This is a genomic window from Neobacillus rhizophilus, assembly GCF_018343535.1.
Lineage (GTDB): Bacteria > Bacillota > Bacilli > Bacillales > Cytobacillaceae > Neobacillus > Neobacillus rhizophilus.
In genome coordinates, this window is the sequence record NZ_JAGYPF010000004.1 from 878,978 (window position 1) to 901,569 (window position 22,592).

Consider the following 22,592-nt stretch of genomic DNA (forward strand, 5'->3'; position numbering starts at 1 on the left):
ACAATATTGGGAGGTTAAACATGGCCAACCCTACTTTTTTGCTCTCCTTGATGGAAGAGTTGAATCTTGTGTTGGATCCGCTCCGGCAAAGTCTTGAAAGTGCGGAGAAATTCTCTCAGCTTCTCGAGAAGCACGGCTGGCAAACCGCCTCTGGCGCATTCCTAATCGAGGATGTACGTTACCTTTTTGCCGTGACACAGGATTTTGAAGAAGTCCAATTGCTAATGGATCAGGTACTGACAGGGGATGCAAACTCTCTTGTGGATATGGCAGAGAGGCTTTTTCACCTTCTTCCTGGGATCGTGTCAAAGATGCGTACTCTCACTGATCTGAATGTGCAGGATCTTGCGTTTCCTTTCAATCAATCTAAATTCTGGGAAGAGTTTCCCGGGGAACTTATCGATGATTTGTTTGTCACCTATCTGCATGGGTACCGGCCAATTTTGTATGGCCCACTTTCCTTGCTGGGAATCGTCGAAAAGGAATTGGTCAATGTGGGGATGACCACAGGACGCATCAACTATACAAAGTCAGTCATCCGCTGGGATCGGCTTCAGCTGGCTCTCACTCGCCCAGCGGAGTTAATCGAAGCGGTTTATGGGTGGGGGACGCCGGTGTTTGACGCGGAGCGCTTATTGCAGGGCCTCAAAATGTTCTTGGAGGTCTTAGGTTACTCAGCAGACCTTTATTTCCCCAATCCCGCCTTACTTGATGAGTATTTTGACAGCTCCAACGCCTACCGTTCTGCCGTAAAGGAACTTCGCCTGCCAATACTTGGAGGCGCCGATTTTTCCAAGCAGCTGTTTGAATTTGGGTTTTCTTTCCTCCCGATCACGCCGGAGGGCAACCGGGGAGCAGCTCCTGTCGGTTTGGCTGTAGGACCTGCTATCAGCGGCACTCTTCCCACCTTTGATTTTGGTGAACTTAGTCTTAGTCTTGTTGGGGGTTTCAGTTCAGACCAGGGGATCCGCCTTGAGGTTCGCCCTGGTAAGGTAAAGGCACGAGCTTCCGCTGCCGGCACACTTGGTGATGCGGAAGCTGCGCTAAAGGTCAATCCGGAAAACCCGATTGTCTTGCTTGGGACGGAAGAGTCACATCGCGTTGAGCTCTCTGACTATACACTCCGCCTCCTAGTAAAAGGCTCAGCAGCAGATGCCGATTTTGCCTTTGAAATTGACGTCAATAATGTTGAACTGATTATTGATCTTTCTGATGCCGATGGCTTTCTATCCCAAATTTTGGGCAACGATCCGCAAAGATTCAAGTTTGGAGGTTCCCTGACATGGTCTTCAAAATCAGGCCTTACTTTTGGCGGACGTGCCGGTTTGATCCGCACCCTTCCGGTGAACCAGACGATCGGATTGGTAGAAATCCAGGACTTGCTTTATGGAATCGACGCTTCTGAAAATAGCATTGATCTGATCCTGGCAGTCAGTGGAAAGTTCACGCTGGGTCCGTTTGCGGCGAGCATTGCAGAGGTGGGAGCCAAGTTGTCCATGGTTCCTCTTGATGATGACGAGCCGCCGGGCACTTTCGGCAACCTCGATTTGCGGTTTGATTTTAAACCTCCAACCGGGATTGGCTTGAAAATTGATGCAAGCGTAGTAGCAGGGGGCGGTTATCTGTATTTTGACCATGCAACTGAGCAGTACGCTGGCATCCTGCAGTTGGAAATCAAGGGTGGCATCTCCATCAAGGCGATTGGCCTTTTGACTACGCGTTTACCGGAAGGTTCCAAGGGCTTCTCGCTGCTTGTCATCATCGCTGCGGAATTCCCGCCTATCCAGCTTGGATTCGGGTTCACACTGAACGGGCTCGGAGGGCTCTTTGGGGCGAACCGCACGATGTCGCTCGATGTCTTAAGGGCAGGAATAAAGAACCGTGCGCTCGATTCCATCATGTTTCCGCGTAATCCGGTGGAAAATGCCCCCAAGATTATCAATGATCTTAAGTCAAGCTTTCCACCTGCACAAGGCCGGTTCGTGTTTGGCCCGATGGCGAAGCTTTCCTGGGGAACACCGCCTGTTCTAACGGCTGAATTGGGTATTCTTCTCGAGCTTCCCAACCCGGTACGGCTGGTGTTGCTGGGTCGGATGAAGCTAGTGCTGCCTCATGAGGAAGCGGCCGTTGCCAAGCTTCAGATGGATGTCGTGGGCGCCATTGATTTCGATAAAGGTGACGTCTCTATTGATGCCACGCTGTTTGATTCTCGCCTTGCTGCCTTTGTGATTACCGGTGACATGGCGATGCGCTTGAACTTTGGCGCCAGTCCGTCGTTTGCGCTCGCGGCAGGAGGATTTAATCCTCGTTTCCAGCCGCCTCCAGGTTTCCCTAAGCTGAACCGAATGACAATCTCGCTAGCCGATTCGGACAATCCGCGACTCCGGCTTGAAGCTTACATGGCCGTCACCTCCAACACTTATCAAGTCGGTGCCCGGCTGGATTTATATGCTGAAGAGGACACGTTCGCCGGACGGTTCAGTGTCCAGGCGTACCTTGGCTTTGATGCCCTGATCCAATTTGATCCATTCGGCTTCACCGTCGATATCGGAGGGGCAGCTGCCCTGAAGCGAAACGGTGACAGCCTATTCGCGGTACAGCTGGAAATGACACTTTCAGGGCCAAAGCCTATTCATGCTCATGGAAAGGCTATGTTCGATTTTCTAGGGAAGCGGGAGATTGCCTTCGAGGTAAAAATCGGGGATCCACAGCCCTCTCCCGCACTGCCTCCGGTTGATGCGCTTGCCTCTTTGCAAACCGCATTGGCGGACCAGCGTAATTGGAGCACCCGGCTTCCAGGCGATGGCCGAATGCTCGTGACAACGAGGGAGCTTTTGCCAGGGCCGGAGGTGCTGGTGCACCCGCTTGGTGAATTGTCAGTGAGCCAGAAGGTGGTCCCACTTGGACTAGAGATTACGAAATTTGGCAATGCCAAACCTGCTGGAGGCAGACAAACCTTTGCAATTACCTCGATGTCATTTGGAGATTCCGTGGTTAACCAGCTCACCGCTGTCAAGGACGCGTTTGCGCCAGCTATGTTTATTGAAATGAGCGACACCGAGAAGCTCTCTAGGCCCGCTTTCGAGCAGCTTCAGTCCGGCGTCCGGGCTCAGCTTCAGGATCTCTCGTTCGGTACGGCAATGACCGCCGATTTTGAATATGAAACAGCTGTTATCGACAAAACGGATAAGGTTGCCCGGAGTTTGGGACGCCACACACTGGATCCAGGAACCTTCACGATTCTCACTGAGCTTGGCTCTGCCGCGAATTCTCCAATGAACCATACTGGTGAGGGACGGTTTGCTGGGCCTGCTAGAAAAATCATGATGAAAGAGCGGGGGTACAGTGTAGTGAACGCCGATGATATGAAAGCCCTAAATGGTTCATTATTTGGAACCGCGAGCAAAATCACATATACCGAGGCAGAGGCTGCTCGGGTTAAATACAATACGACCAGCTCCAGCCAGAGCACGCGAGTTCAGGTGGTCGGAAGCCATGAGGTGGTGAAATCATGACAGGATATACCTTTTTGCCATGGATGAGGGAAGGCTTGGCAAGTTATATCCCCAAAGAAGATTCGTTCATCGGTGCGATGGATAGCCGCGTAAAATTGCCTGTCAGCCTGCAAGTAAACCATACATTGACGGCGAGTGTACAAGTACGACTTTATGGGCCTGGTGATGTGACCGGATTTGACCAGCGCCAGGTACTGCGGACAGACCCTCCGCATCTTACGACAGGTTTTGAGGCGAATTATTTTGCGTCAATTGAGTTTGACCGTCCTGATTTTCCCTGGATGTTTACACCTGCTGCCGCCAAAGGCAATCGCCTGCGGCCGTGGATTATCCTGATTGTTCTAAGCAAACAAGAAGCGAAGCTGGAAATGGCTACATCTCAATCACTTCCCATTCTAACTATAAAGTCTCCGTATCATGAAAAGCTGCCTGATTTGGGCGAATCCTGGGCATGGGCGCATACCCAGGTGAATGGTGAGGCGGCAGGCGATCAAGGCCTGAAGGGCATGTTGAAAGGAGATCCGAAGCTGAACCTTTCACGGCTCATCTGCCCGCGTTATCTGCTTCCGAGTACGTCCTATATCGCCTGCGTCGTTCCTGCTTTTGACATTGGCGTGAAAGCGGGACTAGGCGAGCAGGTAGATGAAAACGGCAGTCTTCTGCCGGCCTGGGATGTAAAAAACACTTCAGATACAACTGACCTAAGGCTTCCGGTCTACTATCATTGGGAGTTTGCGACAGGAGAAGCCGGTGATTTTGAGTCCCTTGTATGGGCACTTGAGCCGCGTCGGATGGACCCGGATTTGGTCGGGGTAAGACCGCTAAATGTCACCGGTCCTGGCTACAATCTTCCTTCCTGTAATGTTCCTGGTCTGGAGGGGGCGCTCCGTGTTTCTGAAGGAACCTCCCCTGGCTTGAATGGTATACCTAAGAATTTTAGGGAAGCCCTAAAAGATTTGCTGAACAAGCCACAAACATTGACGACCATATCAGACTTGAGCGATTCCGTAATCGTTCCGCCGATTTACGGCAGGTGGCATGCAGCAAAGAAATCTATCGATTCAACCTCTAGGCCATGGCTGGAACAGCTGAATCTGGATCCGAGACTTCGTGTTGTAGCAGGTGTGGGTACCAAAATTGTTCAGGAAAAGCAGGATCAGCTAATGGCTTCAGCCTGGGAACAGATAGGCGAGATAGACCGAGCTAACCAAGCTCTCCGTCAGGCACAGCTGGGCCGTTCGGTCGGCACAGCAATTCTTAAAAGCCATTTGAGCAATCTGCCCGCAGAATCGCTGCTCCAGTTAACCGGAGCTGTTCATTCGCGCCTTCTTTGGGAGGAGCAGACGATCGTGGCCAAAGAACGGGGGACTACACTTACTGAGGTCCCTGCTTCCGCCGCATTCCGCAGGATTACCCGTCCGAACGGGCCTGTCGCCCGACGGGTCACCGGTGGCGGGAGTAGTCAGAAGCTAGATCTGATCAAGGGAATAAATTCGCTTAAATATAGGCTGAATCAGCCGCTCAAGAGCCTTCGCGGCGCTGCCGTGCTAGAGGGTATTACCGACAGTAGCGGAGTTAGGAGAAGATTAGAACAGGCCAATAAAGAGGCATTGAGTAAATTGGATGCAAAAAAAACATTAGAAGGGTTTAAGGATGCTGCCATTATCATTCAGGAAGCCATTCTCCGTACAGTGGATCCGATCCTGCGGGACCCGAAGGATCCGCCAAGATTGCCGATTGAAGAAGGAAAGAAAATTTTATTAGATAGGCTTGACCCAGAGAAGACGGTCACGAATCGGATGCAGGCGCGTATCGTCAATCCTGACCCAATGTGGCGGCCCGCGGATCCTCTCGAGCAGATCATGGTAGCGCCTGAATTTCCAACTCCGATGTACCGAGCGTTGGCAGATCACTCACAGGACTGGCTTTTACCGGGGCTCGAGCATGTGCCCCCTAATACCCTGACGCTATTGGAAACCAATCCCCGGTTTATCGAAGCTTTTATGGTTGGACTTAACCATGAGATGAGCCGTGAATTGCTTTGGCGGAGATATCCAACCGATCAGCGCGGTACGTACTTCCGTCAGTTTTGGGATGCAAGAGGGCGCATCCCGCGGCAAGCTTCGACGAAGGATATCCCGCCAATTCACGAGTGGGTCAAGGCGCTCGGTGACCATATGTCAAATACGATGGCCCAGGAGCAAATGGTGCTCCTGATACGGGGGGATTTGCTACGCCGATATCCGAACGCCACCATTTATGCAATCAAAGGGGAGTGGATGACGGTTAACGGTAAAAAGGTACGCCAGCCGAAGTCTTCCCCGTCGACGGATGAACAAAAGTTTCCCCAATTCTCCGGGAAATTGGAACCGGATATTACTTTCCTGGGGTTTGATTTGTCTGCGAGCACAGCCCGAGGAAATGACACAACTGATCCCGGCTGGTTCTTTATCCTGCAGCAGCAGCCTACCGAGCCTCGGTTCGGTTTGGATGTGTCTCAGTCATTAACCGGAATGCCGTTGACATGGCGGGATTTATCTTGGAATGACGTCCATCTATCAGAAGGGCGTTATGTCCAGCTCTCAGGCGGTTTGAAGAATAGTTTTCAAAAGCCAGGAACGCCTGCAAACATTGACTGGAACACAGCTTCAAACTCTGCAGCTCTGGCCTATATTACCTTGCAGCGTCCTTTTCGAATTGCGGTACATGCAAGTGACCTGCTGCCAATTTAGAGGTACAGAATATTGCCAGAAGGAATCTGACTGTTGATTATTTCCTTTGAGACATAGCAGCGGCTCGCTGTAAAAATCAACTATTCCAATGGTTTACCACAGGAGGTTTTTATGCCGAATAGTGAATTACAAGTCTTACGAGAAGAATTGTTTCTCGCGCGAAAATCCGCGGGTGCCGCGGCTGAAGAAGTGGCAAAGCTAAAGGAGCCAGTCAAGCTTGCGGAAAAGGAAGCTGATGCTGCAAAAAAGGCCGCTGAGGATAAGCAGCTGCGTCTTGATGATTTGATAAAACAAACAAGTTTGCTCCCTTCCTTGCAATCCCGCTTTCAGGCAGAGCAGGCGGAGGCAGATCGATTGGCTGCAGCCGTTAAGGCTGCTACAGCTGAGCTGGCCAATAGAAGAGCGGCAGTCAACAGATTGCCCCCCATTTTTCGCCAGCAACAGCTTATGCAGCTTATGGAACTGGAAAAAAAACTGAAGGAGCTGCAGGCTCAGGCTGATGCGGCTGCACAGATAGCAGCGAATACCAAACAGCAAATAGACTTGCTTTCGCTGCTTTTGGGGCAGATTCCTGTTGCAGAAGCAGAGGTAAAGGCAGCCCGAATGGTAGAAGCTTCAACCGCACTAAAGCTGAAACAACTGCAGCAAAAGCTTTCTGATGCACAGGGACGCATTGAGGCTGAAAAGGATGCCATCCAGCGCTATCATGACAAGTTGGAACAATTGCTGCGGCAATTAAAAGCAGACCTGCCAATCGCATTGTTTCCCGTACGGATTGAGACACGATTCGTCATCACCGTAGACGGCACTGACTTGCTCGTGCGTATCTACCCGGATGATATCGGTCAGGACAGCCTTCGCCGCGAACTGACACCGGTTGAAATAAACTGGGGTCAAGCGTTTTGGCAAAAGGCAGACGAAGCCGAAAGCGAGGAAGAGACAAAGCAGGCATGGGCCGAACTTGCTCAGCGATTTGGAGGAGAGCGGGCAGCTTGGATTAAAGAGAAAACCAGACCAGATGGAAACGGGCCCGGTAAACCTGCAGCCTCTGCCTGGGGGAGTGCTGCCAAAGCTGCTTTATTGCCCGACAGATGGACAGTATATTTGTACAAGGGAGAAAAGAAAGCGTTGGTAGCCCGGAGCAACCCCATTATCGATACCATCGCGACTTCTCCATCCTCGGAATCAGGCAAGCAGCTTGGAAATAGCGGACTATTTCTGGACGAAGGCATCTTGTGGATGGCAGACTTTGAGCAAGCCATCAAGATCGGCATGGCGCTGCGTATTCGCCTGACAACGGAGCTGTTGTCAGGAATTGACCGGCTCGTAGTGTTGGGCGTAAAGGTTTCGCTGAATGAACAGGAATCTGCAAGTGATTTGGCCGCTCTGATGGATGCCCATCATTATACCCACGGTTTGGGATTTATTCCGACTGGCACCCCATCGAATAATACAGAAGAGGTTCAGTCTGGTTATGGCGAGCAGGATACCGGACATTGGAATAGCTTTGCTGCGGAATTCAACACCTCGTTAGTGCCGGAGGCAAATGGTTCGTTAGCGGCTTCCGCTTTTGGCATTCCGGCTGCGACATTTCAGCATGTGCCTTATGCAAACGGGGTGGATCAGATTGACGCAAAAATCATCAATCATGTGCTTTGGCCGGCTACTTGGGGTTATTTTCTGTTCCAGATGATGGATGGAATCGAAATGGAGAATGATCTTGAACGGTGGCGCTCCTGGTTTGCTGATTATGTCAGGGCGCGTGGTCCGCTCCCAGCACTCCGAGTAGGGAATCAACCTTATGGGCTGCTTCCTGTCACCTCGCTTGATAAGTACAGGCCACTATTTGAGCCGGATCTCCTTATGGTTTACGTGCCGGAGGGACAACTGCAGCTGTTGTCTCGCATCGGATGGAATGTAACGCTGGACCGCGGCGTCAGTCACTGGTCGGATCAGTATAAAATTCCCGTTAATCTGTCTTCCATTTTTTCTCGAACTACCCTTAACAGCAATGTTAGGCCTGTATTGGCACTTACGGCAGCCGATGTGATGGGAACCGGTCTATCTGATCTTATTCTTTTTGCTTCTGTTCAAACAATTCTAGGACGTAATGAAGCATATCAGATTGGCTGGCAGGTCAATGAACAGGGGATTGCAAAAAGTTGGAGCAATGCTCTGACGGTACCGAACGGTCCGGCAGGAGACGTGGTTGCCAGTGCTGTAGTATGTGCCGATCTAAATGGAACAGGCAAGCCTGATTTGTTTATCTTGCGGGTAACAGTTTCGAGAGGAATCAGGAATGCATCTTACTGTATTGGCTGGGAATTGGATCAAAGCGGCAAGCCGGCCAGTTGGAGCAACGTGATGTCAATCAAGATACCAATCACAAGCAATAGCGTTCACATTGCTGCCGCTATTGCTGATCTCGACCAAAACGGTCGTCCGGAGCTGATCATCGTGACCGCGCCGGACGATGGAAGCGGACCAGCCCAATGCCAAATCGGTTGGGATTTGACGGACAATGGAGTGGTTACCCGGTGGACGAATCAGCAGATTATCCGTGATTGGCCAACCGGGCAAGTAAAAGGTCTCTGCATCAACGTAAATCATGCAGGAGTCATACCGGAAGTGAACGTCGTTTATTTGGCAGAATCCGATGCCAGCACTGTCTCTTATCTTCATCAATTACGCGGTTTTGACCGGGTGAGTGGTGCCATTAATGAATGGGCCGTTCGCCTTCTGACTAACGGGCCGGCTAACCAAAAAGGGGGCAGTTTGGCTTTAGCCCTTGCCGATGTGGGCAGGAGCAGCCGTGTCCACCTTGGTACGGCAAGCGGACGCGCAAACCTGCTAAGTGCTTTGCGCAGCATCTGGCGTCGTTCGCTGACGAACGTGCCTTACTATGGAAGGACCATAAACGGCAATAAGGACCTGGTGGAGATGCTCGGTATGGACGGAGTTTCTGGGAGCTATACAGTCCGTCCGGTTATGGGTCCACTTTATACAAATGAGCTCTGGAATTTTATGCAGAGGCCCCTTGACGATTTCTGGTGGAAGAACCATCTGGCAGCGGCCGAGACAGGGCTCAAGCTTATTGGCTTAGCAGGGAAGCCGAGGCTGGTGGAAATGGTGTTAGAAAACGAGGCCGCACAGCTTCAAACAGCCCTTGTACAAGAAGGAATATCGGGGAAAGGCCAAGTTAATCCCAATTATATCGCCGAAATTGCTGAACTCGATCCTCTAACCCTGCAAAATTCAAAGCCGTACCGGTCCCTTTTATATCTACTTTTAAAGCATTCCATGCTGTGGGAATATGCGGGTGCAGCCATAAGAGCGGGGTTTGTCAAAAAGGAGCAGATGAAGGAGCCCGAACTGGTCGACATCCCCGAAAGGACCACGATGACTCCGCTGCGCTTGCTTCAAAAACCGGCACCGCCGGAACCGGGCATAAAAATAGCGGACTATTTGCACAAGCTTAGCTACAAAGATCCTGCTCATCAAGATATTGCTGCCATTGCCGAGCAACGGGAGAAACTGCAGTATTTGGCAGAGCAGTCTGTGGACGTGTTGGAAGAGCTGCTAAAGGAAAGTCTTGATCTCAGTTCGCATAGGCTGGATGCCTGGATAACAGCTTGTGCATCTGAACGTCTTAGTGATCTTCGCAGAAAAAAGCCTCAGGGCATCTATACTGGTGGTTACGGCTGGGTTGAGAACTTGCGTCCATCTCAGAGAAGTGCCAGCAATGGCTATATTCATGCTCCATCGCCGGCACATGCTGTAACAGCGGCTATTCTACGCAGCGGTTATCTTGCCCACTCTGGCACAGGAAATGGAGATCTGCTTGCAGTAGATCTGTCTTCTGAGCGCGTACGGCTAGCACTATGGCTTCTTGATGGCATCCGTCAAGGACAGCCAATGGGTGCCCTACTTGGCTACCGCTTCGAACGTGGCTTGGAGGAGCGTTCACCGGGTCAGCTGAATAAATACATTAAGGTCTTACGTAATCTTGCTCCTTTGATAGCCAATAAGCTGATTCCCAAAACCGGGAATGTGGAGGTTACAGCTGCAACCAGTGTTGTGGACGGCCTTGCGCTGCTGCGGCGTTGGCAAAAAGGAACGGAAAACGGAATTTGGGACATAGACACCGTGCCATTTGATGTTCTGGGAACAATGCTGCCTGCGCGTGGAACTTCCGATCATGCTGCGCTGGAGGAAGAGTTAAAAAAAATAGCCGATTTAGTAGACGCTTTAAGTGATCTAGCTTTAGCAGAGAGCGTTTACCAAACGGTTCAGGGAAACCCTACTCGAACTGCCGCCAGCCTTGAGGGATTATCTAGAGGGGAGTTGCTGCCGCCTGAGCCGGAGGTCGTCCAATCCGCACGCAGCGGGATTGGTGTTACGCATCGGGTAATAGTGATGTTGGGAGATGTTTTTACAGACGATAAGTATCTGCAAAGTTGGGATTATGATGAGGATAGACAGATGCGCGCTAAAGCCGAACCGGCTTTGAATGCCTGGGCGGCCAGATTATTTGGCGACCCGTCCCAGGTGATTTGCAGGGTACTATTTGAGGATCCAAAAACCGGAACGTTTGAAGAAGATACCATTACGTTGAAACAGTTGCGTTTGTCGCCGCTAGATGTTCTATATACAGCCATTCCTCAGAAGCCTGAACCGGTTTTCGGGTCTCAAGATTACAGGGCCTCTGCATCTGAGATTGAACAACGGACTCTACTTTTAGCAGAAGAGATGCGTCCAGGCATGCTTGTGACGTTGCTGCTTGACCGTGACGGCAGTTGGGGAGCAGATAAGCTCAGTTTTCCTGAGCTCTTCGAGATAGTTCGTTCAGCCCTTGCCGTTATTACTGCGGCCCGTGAACTTGAACATAGCGATTTGCTAGAACCTCGTGAGGCTGTTCGTGCAGATGTTGATCAAGCCAATGAAATTGATTTAGACGATTTCAAGAAAAGAGCGGACCAAGCAGTCACCGAATTGCAGAATCGCGTGCAATTGTTGGGGGATTTGACCACGAGTCATCCGTTATTAGTGGATTTGTATCAAGCGCTCATTCAGCTTTCTTACTGCATAGGGGATGCGGTTCCTATATCTGCAGGGGGAACAGTTAATGAAAAGATAAATCAGCTTCAACAGCAAGCATCATGGCTCGTAAATGATCTGTCCCAACTGGTCGATCAGTTGACAAACCTGGAGGCTGAATTCGACCGTGATAAGGCCTCGAGGGCCGACAAGGTAGAGCATGACCGGAAGCGGCTGCAAGCCATTTTTGGCGCAGACTTTCGCGTTCTTCCAAAATTAAAGTCGAAAAACGCTGCCCTTCTCAAAAATTCATTCGATGACAAACTGGGAATTCAAGAGGTAACCCCATGGTTTCAACGAATCGCCAAGGTACGCAAGGAAGTTGGAAATCTGGAGAGGTTGCTGCTTTATGCGGAAGCTGCTAGTGGCGGCAGGGCAAGAATCTCCTTTGATGTCGCTCAGTTGCCTTATCAGCCTGGTGATAAATGGGCTGGAGAAAAGAGTGCCCAGGGCGAAAAACTTGGTGGGCAATTGTCCCTTGTCGCTCATCGCCCTGGTGGATTTAACAGAAACGATTGGGTATCAGGTTTGGTGATTGACGAGATAGTTGAAGTGTTTCCTAATAAAAGGGAAACAACGGCGGTCGCCTTCCACTATGATGCTCCAGGTGCGGTTGCACCCCAGGCCGTACTGCTTGCAGTGGCGCCGGACGTGAATCGGCCTTGGGATGAAAATACGCTCGAAGCCATTCTGCTAGAGACACTTGAGCTTAGTAAACTGCGGGCTGTGGATTCAGCTGCCTTGGGGGATTTAGGACAATATCTGCCGGCACTTTACTTTGCATTTAACTCCGCGAACGAGACGATCGGGATGAATCTGTATGATTTTTCTAAAGAAAAGTCTTGAATAATTACTAAAAAAAGAATGTGAAAGGAGAATAAGATGCCCTCAATTACAACTTGGACCCGTCTCGAGCCGCGGACCCGTAGTGAAGCTATACAGGCAAGTCTGCAGGCCAGGGTTTATGATCCTTTGTGGATGCTCGCCCGTCAGTGGCAGTTTGGCGAATTTCAAGGTGAGGATAACGGCTCCCCGGTGGCTGTTCAGTTGCAAGCCGAGCAAAGTCAGTTAAGCATGTTTTCTCCAGGAAGACCGCAGCCGCTTCCAATTAAAACTGATGCGCTGCCTTACGACAGTACGCTGCTGCCACTGGAGACAATGGTGGAGCGAGAGAACGGAACCGTTCCACCCACTGAACACTTCCGAAATCAGGTTGAATCAGGCCTTCATTTTTTACGCTTGCTTGGCGATACACTGAGTATGAGATACCGAACGAAGTATCTCGATGCATATCCTCTCGATCCCTTGACCCCAGAACAGCGGCACAGAATGGATGGGGAAAGCATCCGCTATCATGATGTGTTCGCAAGGCGTACGGTCAACGGTAGCAGGTTGTACACAGATATGAAAAAAGGGATGGATACCAGTACGGGAGTCCTGAAGAAGCTTCCTGCTCAGCCGATTATCGATCCAGCAGACCAGCCTCAGGTGATAAAACTGGCGACGGAATGGCTTTCTTGGTATGAATCTATAGTCAGCCGGCCAGATCCATCCCAGCCTGCTGATACGTGGAAAGAGGAGAGAATGGAATACGACTTTGCCACTGCAGCGGCGATATCCGCCTCACCAGGGGTTCCGAACGGCCAACTTGTTATTGTAGCACCGGAATACTGGGGAGGACGTCTTGACTGGTATTCATTCTCCGTTGATCATCAAGCTTACTTGTCCGTCCCAGGATGGTCTCCATCCGTCAAAACGATCAATAAGTCAGTTCTGCCTACTCAAGTAAGCTTCCCTGGGATGCCGTCTTCCCGTTGGTGGGAATTCGAGAATGCCAATGTTAATATCGGCGCGATTGACAGTCCGCCTGATGATCTCGTGCGAATGCTCATGATGGAGTTCATGTTGGTCTATAGTAACGATTTCTTTTTGATTCCAATGGATTTGGACGTTGGATCCATCTGTCAGATTTCCTCTGTTCGAGTTTGGAATACGTTCGGTGAAGAGGCACTGATCGATCCGGTCAGCAAAACCGAACCTGCTGGCAAGCCTTGGCGCATGTTCCAGCTCTCACAGGATACTCGCGGCAATTTGTCGGTTCCTAATGATCCTCTTAATCTATTCTTCCTGCCTCCAGTGCTTGGACCAAGCCTTGAGGGGTCCCCGTTGGAAGAGGTGCATCTGTTAAGGGATGAGACTGCTAATATGGCATGGGGAGTCGAGATGGTCGTTGAAAGTCCTGCAGGTCTGCCGCTTAATCGACACGAGGACTACCAGGACGTGCTCCGCCGGAAGGAGATGCAAAAGGAGATCAAGTCTTCTGGTGTGACTGCAACTCGTTCCGGTCCGTTGGAGTATCGGGTAAGTACGGTTGTACCAGATCATTGGGTGCCATTCGTTCCAGTTCGACCGCCAGGATCTACCGAGGAAGCCAGAACGATTGGGCTTAAGCGCGGTACAGTCCTCCATCCCGAAAGTGGCCAACTAATCCAGCCAATCGGTAAGATACTTGCCGCCGATCCGCTGATTATCAAGGAGGAAGAGGTTCCACGAGAAGGAATCAAGGTCAGCAGGGCATACCAATATGCCCGGTGGATAAACGGCGAGCCCTACCTCTGGATTGGACGCCGCAAAAGCGTTGGGCATGGTGAAGGAGGAATTGGTCTTAGGTTTGATGTGGCAGAGCCAGGGGAGCAGTTCTAATGGCTTCGTGATAGGTCAGGCGGAAGGTTCTGGAGGCTCCTGGAACGGCGGAATCTTTATATTTTTTCAAAGAAGTAAAAAATCAAAAAAAGATATTATCATAGCCGAATGTAAAAGGATTTCTATACCATGTGTCGAATAACGAATAATATTAATAATAAATCTATGCATGAACAAACCAGATTCAGAGAACCATTATTTCGAATCAGATTTTACTAGATTAATAAAAAATCGGAAGCAGGGAATTTACATGTTATTTGATTTAACCGGAAAAGTAAGTATTGTTACAGGGGCTAGTAAAGGGATTGGTAAAGCAATAGCTGTAGGTTTGGCTGAAGCTGGCAGCCACGTTGTTCTCTGCAGCCGCACAAAAGTTGAGTTGGATGAAGTTGCAAAAGAGATTGAACAAAAAGGAGTGGAGGCCTTAGTTATTCCGTGTGATGTTTCGAATCCTAAAGACATTCAAAATGTAGTAGATGAGGCAGTTAAAAAATTCCACCAAATTGACGTACTAATTAACAATGCTGGAATAACCGCGAAAAGGCCGGCAGAAGAATATGACCTAAATGATTGGAATAAGGTTATCGGTGTTAATTTAACAGGTGTATTTTTATTCGCCCAGGCAGTCGGCCGTCAAATGATTAAGCAAAAGAAAGGAACCATCATAAATGTTTCCTCCGTTGGAGGGGAAACGGCGCTTACTGGGTCAATAGCTTATTGTGCTAGTAAGGGCGGCGTGAATATGCTGACCAAGGTATTGGCGGTTGAATGGGCTCCTCATGGCATAAGGGTAAATGGGATTGCACCTGCATATATTGAAACCCCTTTGGTAAAGGCCATTAAGGATCAACGAACTGAGTTTGCCCAAAAGGTGGAGGCAAGAACACCACTAAATCGATTAGGAATGCCTGATGAATTAATAGGGTCAGCTATTTTCTTAGCCTCTGATGCTTCATCTTATATTACAGGTGAAACCTTAAAAGCTGACGGAGGTTGGACAGCTTTAGGGCTTTAATGCATATGGCAAAAAGACACGCCAGGGGACCTTTCTCCTGGCTTTTTTATGCTGGCAGAACCGTCCTCTTGGCTCCGCCTGAATACCTTACCGATGATGGGTTTTTTTGATTTTGTTAGAATTGTTAATCTATACAATAAATATAGTGTGTCACTTTAAAAACTGTAGTTTTATTGATATGTCCCCAATTATAATCCTAAATTGAATACCTCCAAGTTATCCCTGCTGATAGTCAAACTCCACATTTAAATTAGAATTGTTCTTGAACATTTCATCAAATACATCAAGAAAAGTGGTTACTAATGGCGAGTCCTCATTTTTTCTCCATACCAAAGAAAGGTCCATTTTTGCATTGTCATCTAAAATAGGTCTAAAAACAATGCCAGAGTTCCCATATTCGAGTGTTAAATTGGTAACAAGCGATAATCCCATCCCTGTTGAGACAAGGGTTAGAATGGTGAAAATGCCTTCTGCTTCCTGGACAACCTTAGGGCTAAACCCGGCACGATTGCAAATAGAAATGATTGTATCATAATAGCCCGGTTCGTTTTTTCGATGAGCCATGATGAAGGGTTCACTTTCCAATTCTTTCAGACTTAATGGTGATGTATCCCTTGCAAGGGGGTGAGTTGAAGGAATGGCCACTACAAATGGTGCATAGCCGACTAATCTTGAATTCAATGTACTGCTTTCAATTGGCGGACAAACAAAACCGAGTTTTATCTTATTTTCGTATAAAGAGCGAATCTGATTGGCAGAAGACAAATGTTGTAAAACTACCTCAACTTTTGGATATCTTGAACGATAGGTACGAATTAATTGTAATAGTAACTTACTTAGGATTCCTGTGTATCCGATATATAATTGGCCTTTTTCACCTTGGTATATTTTTCGAACATCCATACTGGTTTTTTCAATTTTATTTAAGATTTCATAAGCTTGTTCTAAAAAATACTTTCCAGCAGGTGTTAATTCTGTATGGCGTTTTGTCCGTTTAAATAATTCAACCTCTAATTCTTTCTCTAATTGTGCAATTTGCTGACTAAGGGGCGGTTGGCTCATATTTAGACGTTGAGCAGCTCTGCCAAAATGAAGTTCTTCCGCAACGGCAATAAAATAATGTAAATGTCTTAACTCCATAAAATCCTCTTTTATTTTCAGAATAATATTTTTTAAATATTAAAACGATTATAACATGTATTAGACCCGTAACTATGTAAAATGGTACCCTTTTACTAAGAATTAAATATTATTCAAATTTTCAAACAATTAAACAAAGGGGGAGGAGTAAATTGGATTTTTCCATTCAAACTGTAAACGATTTATTAAACAATTTGTTTGTAAATCATGCTGATCGAACAGCGGTACATTTTCATTCACAATCACTCACATATCGTGAACTACATAATCAAGCCAATAGAGTCGCTCATGGTTTGATTAGGTGCGGAGTTAAAAATAACACAAGAGTGGCGCTGCTACTATCTAACACGCCAGAATATCTCGTAAGTGAATTAGGAATCTTTTTTGCTGGAGGAACAAAAGTCCCACTTAACAATATGCTCAGAGAGAATGATATTCTTTATATTTTAAACGACTCGGATTCGGAAGTTCTAATCGTTGAGGAACAATTCTTTCCAATAATCAAGAATATACAATTGGAATTACCTAACCTTAAAACGATCATAGGAGTTGGCAGTAAGGAAAAATTACCAGATCAATTTATCTCATGGGAATCCTTTCAAGAAAAAGAATCGGAAGCCTTGTTAGGGATTTCTACTAAACCTACTGATCTATCATTAATCCTCTATACCGGTGGTACCACCGGAAAGCCAAAAGGAGTAGTGCACACTCATCAGGGAACAGTTCTTACATTTCTATCCATCATTCTTGAAACAAATATGAGAGAGGATGAAAAAATCCTATTGACCACACCACTTCCTCACGCTGCAGGACTTTATTTGTACGCTGGTTTGGTGAAAGGGGCTCAAATTTATATTGAAAGTAAATTTGATACGGAAAACGTCCTTCAACATATTGAAAAAAATAAGATTACGTTTCTAAGTGCTGTTCCAACAACACTCTATCGGTTATTTGATTTTATGGAAGACAAGGAAATTGACGTTAGTTCCATTCGAACCATTCAATATGGGACTGCACCAATTACTGCCGCCCGATTGAGGCAAGGGTTGGAGATGTTCGGCCAGGTATTTCTTCAAATTTATGGATTAACTGAAACTCAAAGTGCTGCCACTTGGATGAAAAAGTATGATCATCGCATCGACGGCGAAGATACAAAAATATTACAAAGCTGCGGTAAATCAACGATCATGAGCAGAATTAAAATTGTCGATGAAAATGGACTTGAAGTAAGTCGTGGTGTTGAAGGTGAAATCACTGTGAAAGCGCTGACAAATATGATTGGATATCACAAATTACCTGAGAAAACAGCCGAAACATTGAAAGATGGCTGGCTGCACACCGGAGACGTTGGAGTTATGGATGAAAAGGGCTACCTTTATCTATTGGATCGGAAAAAAGATATGATCATCAGTGGTGGCATGAATGTATATTCTTCAGAGGTAGAAAATGTCATTCAAAAGCACCCAGATGTCCGTCAGGTAGCTGTTATTGGAGTTCCAGATAAGGATTGGGGAGAAGCGGTTACCGCCTTTATTATCCCTAAAAACAACCAATTGAATGTTGAAAATGTAATGCAATATTGCAAAACTAATCTCTCAAAATATAAGGTGCCAAAGTCTATTCAAATTGTAGAGGAATTCCCTTTAACAAATTACGGTAAAGTTGATAAAAAAGTGTTACGTGAACCATACTGGGAATTTGCTGATAGAAGAATTTAAATTTGAAGGGGGAGGATGAATTGAAAGACTATCAAACTATATCGGTAGAATGGAGAAAACCAGTTCTAAAGGTTACTTTCAATCGACCTGATAAAGCGAATGCTATGAATAAACAAATGAACGAAGAACTTGACGACATCATTACTGAGGTTCGTAAAGATACAGATTATAAATTTATCGTATTCACTGGCAATGGTAAGACATTTTCGGCTGGTGCCGATATGAATGAGGTTTTACAAGGAATTGAGAGTAATTCTTTTAGCTCTTCATTCATAAGGGAAGATCAAATCACAAGACATGAGTTCTTAAGAAAGTTTGATGCACTCGATCAAATTACCATTGCGGCGATAAATGGTCCCATGTATGGCGCTGGTCTAGCTCTTGCCATGGTCTGTGATTTTCGGATTATGGCAGACAATGCAACAGCCTGTCTTCCTGAGGTCGAACGCGGATTGTTCTTCTCTGGAGGGGGGACTCCTCGATTGGTCAATCTGATTGGCCCCGCTAAGGCGAAGGAATTTATTATGTTATGTGAGGCAATTGATGCATCAGAAGCTTTAAAAATTGGATTAGTAAATAAAGTAGTTCCATTACAAGAATTAACGGCTGCAACAGAAGAATTAATAGGCAAGTTGAGCAGAAGTCCATTTTCGCCTATTCGATTAACCAAAAAAATCGTCAATGCAGCAACCCCAAGATTTGAAAATCTTCTCTTTTATGAGCCGGAACTCCAAGAACAAATGATGCTATATGGGGAAGCTCGAGAAGAAATAGATAAATTTGTTTCTAGCAAAAGAAAATAAGCAGATTTTTTAAAGATAACTTAAGGAGGAAATAAAAAATGAGTAATGATAGTTTATACCAAAAATCATATTTTTCACGTCTTGGAGAATTTAGTGACTTAGTTCCTGATACTTTTAAGGCATTTGTCAGATTTGATTACCTTGCTTTAAAAGGTGGACAGCTAAATTCAAAATTGAAAGAACTAATAGCTATAGCTGTTGCTCATACCACAGGATGTCCCTATTGCATTGATGTACATGTACAAAAAGCGAAATCCCAGGGAACAACAAAAGAGGAAATGGCTGAGTCTATTATGGTAGCAACTGCATTAAAAGCGGGTTCGGCGCTTGCACATGGTGTAAACGCACTAAATAGTTATGACAATGTAGATGATGAAGAGTTGTTTAAGAAATCATATTTTAATAGATTAAAAGAGTTTTCTACTCTTAATGGCGACATTTTTGCTTCATTTGTAGATTTTGATAAAAAAGCATTAAAATCCGGATTGCTAAGTGTAAAGGAAAAGGAACTAATAGCCGTTGCTGTTGCTCATACCACAGGCTGCCCATATTGTATTGATATCCATATTAAAGGAGCAAAGAGGTCGAAAGCGAGTAAGGAAGAAGTGGCTGAAGCTATTATGGTAGCAACAGCATTAAAGGCTGGTTCTGCTTTGGCACATGGTGTAAATGCATTAAATGCGTTTGATGAATAAAACTAGTTTGAAGATTTGTCATCGATTAATAATTTAATTTGCACATGTTCGAATGAAAAGGGAGGAAGCCTCGTGTCCAAAAAATTTACTATTTTGATTACCATAATACTCATTATCTCAATTGGTTTACTGGGGTGCGGGAAGTCAGCAAATGAAGCAGGTTCAAAAGAAACCTCCGGAGATAAGAAAGTATACAAACTAAGCTTTAACGTGCAAATTCCAGCCACCCATAAATTTCATACGGATGTTGTAAAGCCTTGGGCTGATCTCGTAGAAAAAGAAACAAATGGAAAAATAAAGATTGAAATTTATAATAGTGGGGCTCTTGGAACTTTGGCCACTGCTTATGATGATATAAAGGGCGGCGTTTATGATATTGGGTATGTAAGCCCGGGTCTTCATCTTGACAGTAATCTTTACCCATTAACCATCGGTGATTTACCATTTGGGATTACTGATCCAAAGGTTAAGGCAGATGTTTTGGGACAACTTAGCGACAAGTATATGAAAGACGCATTTAAGGAGTCCACTCTTTTGTCAATATCCTCTACGGACTCTTATCAGCTGTATAGTAAGGAACCCGTTAAATCCATTAAAGATGTCAAGGAGCAGAAAATTATTGCTCAAGGATCAGAAAGAATCGAAACTGTTAAAGGCTGGGGTGGCGTACCAGTATCCCTAGGGCTTGAACAAATTTATGAGTCGTTAGAAAAGAATACTGTTAACCAAACAACCTATACATCAGTTGGTGCCGTAGGACTTAAATTATATGAAGTTGCCCCGTATTTAACAAAAATTGACTTAGGTGCCACTACGCTCTTGTTTTTAATGAACACGGAAGCTCTTAATAAACTCCCTGATGATCTAAAGCAGCAATTTGTTGAAGAATTAGGACCCAAGTTAGGTGAAATGACTGGGGAAATGTACAAAAGCCAAGCTGATGCAGCCATGAAAGAATATGGTGAGAAAGTAAAAAGCAAGGGCGGTCAGGTGACTACATTAAGTAGTGAGGAATTAAAGGCTTTTAAAAAACCTAGCGAGAAAATATGGAATCACTGGGCGGAAGAGGCAAATAAAAAGGGATATCCTGGTGACGAAATATTAAAGGAATTTGAAAAATTAATCGAAAAAGAGGGCGTTGAACTTCCTTTTTAACTTTTAAGATAAAACGTACCATTTTGTTGGTTTGAAACAATTGGAATAGGATCTTTTGAATAACGCAGTTTTCTATTCAAAAGATCCTTCTTCTTTTCTGAATTTCTAATGAAAGAAGGTAGAGTCATGCAGCTTTTAATGAAGGTTATACAATTCATCACCAACATCAATAAATGGGTATCTTTTTTTACTCTTACTCTCATGATGTTAGCAGTTACGTATTTTTCCATCTCCAGAACCTCAGGACATCCTGTTATTGGAGATATTGAGTTAGTTCAGTTTACGATGGTCTTACTCATTATGGGTTCACTTGCATTAACTGAACAATCTGATTCGCATATTTCAATTGGGCTAATTGTAGATAAACTTCCTCCCCGTATCCAAGCTACAGTAAACTTTATTTCCCAATTATTAATGCTCTTGTTTTGTTTCTTAATATGTTGGGTTTTTATTTCAAGAATGAACTTTTTACAGGCTTCTGATCTATTAAAAATCCCCTTTTATCCTTTTAAGATTTTCATCATAATCGGTTTTAGCGGTTGGGGATTAGAAGCCCTTTTAAGGTTAATGAAATCAGTTCGTAGCTTTTCATAAGGAGGAGTGAGAAAATGTCAGTGGAAGTGGTTGGAGTAATCGTTATTATTTCAGTTTTTATTCTAATGTTCATGCGAATCCCGATTGCTATTGCTATGGCAATTCCTGCAGCATTAGCTATCATTTATCTAAAGGGATGGAATACCCTCATGACATCAATTGATAGTATCGTATGGTATCAGAGTTATAGCTATACTCTTTCGACGATCCCTTTATTTGTATTGATGGGGCAGTTTTTATATACAGCTGGTATAAGTGAAGAATTGTTTGATACATTTCGAAAATGGTTTGGAAAGTTTAAAGGTGGACTCGGACTAGCAACGATTGGTTCTTCGGCTATGTTTGCGGCTGCCTCCGGTTCGAGTGTCGCAAATACAGGAACAATGGGAGTCATTGCTTCCAAGGAAATGTTAAAAGCAGGATACAGTAAAAGTTTAACCGGTGGGTCCATTGTGGCAGGCGGCGCATTGGGTATTTTAATTCCCCCTAGTACCACGTTTATCATTTATGGAATGATTACAGAACAATCCATAGGTGCCCTTTTAACAGCCGGTGTTATTCCTGGTATATTGTTGACTATTTTCTTTATGCTAACAATTGTCATTAGCGTCATCGTGAAGCCGAGTTTGGTATCAAATACTGTAGATGTAAGTGTTAGCTGGAAAGAGCGATTTATTTCTTTAAAGTCAAATATTAGTATTATCATAATGTTTTTAATAGTTATTGGCGGCCTGTATCTCGGATTATTTACTGCAACTGAAGCAGCAGGGGTGGGTGCTTTTGGTGCATTTATTATTGGTTTAATAAGGAAAAAACTAACATTTCATAAATTTGCTGAGGCTATTTTCAGTACGATAAAAACAACAGGATTTATGTTTGCTATTTTAATGGGCGCATTTATTTTAAACTATGTTTTGGTTATTACTCGTCTTCCTATTTTATTGGCTGATTTCCTATTTGATAAGAATCTAACACCAACAATGATTTTTATATTAATCATCATAATGTACATTATTTTGGGAGCGCTAATGGATACTCTTGCAATGATGGTGGTAACTATTCCTATTCTTATGCCAGTTCTCAAAATGGCAGGATTTGATTTAGTTTGGTTTGGAGTCATCATTGTCCTTGTAGTAGAAATGGCCTTAATTTCCCCACCTGTAGGGATGAATTGTTTCGTACTAAAAGGTGTTTCAGATGATTTAGAATTGGTTGATATATTCAAGGGCGCATTGATTTTCATGATTCCAATTTTACTTCTTATAATCTTGATTTATATTTTTCCTGAAATTGCGCTTTTCTTGCCTAATACGATGAGGTCATAAAGAATCAAACAACAGCCTCAATATATTCAGTTTGACCTTAATGTTAGACTATCTTTTTAAGTAGAGTAGTCCGTTCAAAAAATGGACTACTCTACTTTTC

The 22,592-nt window shown here is 45.6% G+C and carries 12 protein-coding genes; 11 read left to right on the plus strand and 1 reads right to left on the minus strand.

The features are described 5' to 3' along the window. Nucleotides 1-20: 20 nt before the first annotated feature. The 5 genes from KHA99_RS22435 (at nucleotide 21) to KHA99_RS22455 (ending at nucleotide 15,062) form a co-directional block, all read left to right on the plus strand. Nucleotides 21-3,515: a DUF6603 domain-containing protein gene (locus KHA99_RS22435; RefSeq protein ID WP_213119682.1), complete on the plus strand. Its 3,495-nt coding sequence runs from the start codon at nucleotides 21-23 to the stop codon at nucleotides 3,513-3,515. Continuing rightward, nucleotides 3,512-6,247: a hypothetical protein gene (locus tag KHA99_RS22440; RefSeq protein WP_213119683.1), complete on the plus strand. Its 2,736-nt coding sequence runs from the start codon at nucleotides 3,512-3,514 to the stop codon at nucleotides 6,245-6,247. The genes KHA99_RS22435 and KHA99_RS22440 overlap by 4 nt, the downstream gene beginning before the upstream one ends. A gap of 111 nt (nucleotides 6,248-6,358) precedes the next feature. Next, a complete protein-coding gene (locus KHA99_RS22445) occupies nucleotides 6,359-12,190 on the plus strand; it encodes an FG-GAP repeat domain-containing protein (protein ID WP_213119684.1) in 5,832 nt (1,943 codons plus the stop codon). Between the two features lie 36 nt (nucleotides 12,191-12,226). After that, nucleotides 12,227-14,047 (plus strand): hypothetical protein, encoded by a 1,821-nt coding sequence (locus tag KHA99_RS22450; protein ID WP_213119685.1) that lies wholly within the window; start codon nucleotides 12,227-12,229, stop codon nucleotides 14,045-14,047. 250 nt (nucleotides 14,048-14,297) lie between these two features. After that, complete coding sequence (locus KHA99_RS22455; RefSeq protein ID WP_213119686.1) at nucleotides 14,298-15,062, plus strand: SDR family NAD(P)-dependent oxidoreductase; 765 nt, start codon at nucleotides 14,298-14,300, stop codon at nucleotides 15,060-15,062. Nucleotides 15,063-15,278: 216 nt separating this feature from the next. Here KHA99_RS22455 and KHA99_RS22460 read toward each other — a convergent pair whose 3' ends face one another. Further along, a complete protein-coding gene (locus KHA99_RS22460) occupies nucleotides 15,279-16,202 on the minus strand; it encodes a LysR family transcriptional regulator (RefSeq protein ID WP_213119687.1) in 924 nt (307 codons plus the stop codon). A gap of 152 nt (nucleotides 16,203-16,354) precedes the next feature. On the opposite strand from KHA99_RS22460, the gene KHA99_RS22465 reads away from it, so the two are divergent. The 6 genes from KHA99_RS22465 to KHA99_RS22490 all read left to right on the plus strand — a co-directional run bounded on the left by KHA99_RS22465 (nucleotide 16,355) and on the right by KHA99_RS22490 (nucleotide 22,492). Beyond that, a complete protein-coding gene (locus KHA99_RS22465) occupies nucleotides 16,355-17,920 on the plus strand; it encodes a class I adenylate-forming enzyme family protein (RefSeq protein WP_213119688.1) in 1,566 nt (521 codons plus the stop codon). 20 nt (nucleotides 17,921-17,940) lie between these two features. After that, complete coding sequence (locus tag KHA99_RS22470) at nucleotides 17,941-18,723, plus strand: enoyl-CoA hydratase/isomerase family protein (protein ID WP_213119689.1); 783 nt, start codon at nucleotides 17,941-17,943, stop codon at nucleotides 18,721-18,723. Between the two features lie 38 nt (nucleotides 18,724-18,761). Continuing rightward, nucleotides 18,762-19,418 (plus strand): carboxymuconolactone decarboxylase family protein, encoded by a 657-nt coding sequence (locus KHA99_RS22475; RefSeq protein WP_213119690.1) that lies wholly within the window; start codon nucleotides 18,762-18,764, stop codon nucleotides 19,416-19,418. A gap of 72 nt (nucleotides 19,419-19,490) precedes the next feature. After that, entirely contained in the window at nucleotides 19,491-20,573 is a 1,083-nt protein-coding gene (gene dctP, locus KHA99_RS22480; RefSeq protein WP_213119691.1) for a TRAP transporter substrate-binding protein DctP, read from the plus strand. A gap of 126 nt (nucleotides 20,574-20,699) precedes the next feature. After that, the gene (locus KHA99_RS22485; RefSeq protein WP_213119692.1) at nucleotides 20,700-21,167 is read left to right on the plus strand and encodes a TRAP transporter small permease; all 468 of its coding nucleotides are present in this window, start codon (nucleotides 20,700-20,702) and stop codon (nucleotides 21,165-21,167) included. 14 nt (nucleotides 21,168-21,181) lie between these two features. Continuing rightward, on the plus strand, nucleotides 21,182-22,492 hold the full coding sequence (locus KHA99_RS22490) for a TRAP transporter large permease (RefSeq protein WP_213119693.1): 1,311 nt from the start codon (nucleotides 21,182-21,184) through the stop codon (nucleotides 22,490-22,492). Nucleotides 22,493-22,592 lie beyond the last annotated feature (100 nt).

Coding starts and splice junctions, on each gene's coding strand:
- KHA99_RS22435 (WP_213119682.1), top strand. CDS start 21: ATGGCCAACCCTACTTTTTTGCTCTCCTTGATGGAAGAGTTGAATCTT.
- KHA99_RS22440 (WP_213119683.1), top strand. CDS start 3,512: ATGACAGGATATACCTTTTTGCCATGGATGAGGGAAGGCTTGGCAAGT.
- KHA99_RS22445 (WP_213119684.1), top strand. CDS start 6,359: ATGCCGAATAGTGAATTACAAGTCTTACGAGAAGAATTGTTTCTCGCG.
- KHA99_RS22450 (WP_213119685.1), top strand. CDS start 12,227: ATGCCCTCAATTACAACTTGGACCCGTCTCGAGCCGCGGACCCGTAGT.
- KHA99_RS22455 (WP_213119686.1), top strand. CDS start 14,298: ATGTTATTTGATTTAACCGGAAAAGTAAGTATTGTTACAGGGGCTAGT.
- KHA99_RS22460 (WP_213119687.1), bottom strand. CDS start 16,202: ATGGAGTTAAGACATTTACATTATTTTATTGCCGTTGCGGAAGAACTT.
- KHA99_RS22475 (WP_213119690.1), top strand. CDS start 18,762: ATGAGTAATGATAGTTTATACCAAAAATCATATTTTTCACGTCTTGGA.
- KHA99_RS22485 (WP_213119692.1), top strand. CDS start 20,700: ATGCAGCTTTTAATGAAGGTTATACAATTCATCACCAACATCAATAAA.
- KHA99_RS22490 (WP_213119693.1), top strand. CDS start 21,182: ATGTCAGTGGAAGTGGTTGGAGTAATCGTTATTATTTCAGTTTTTATT.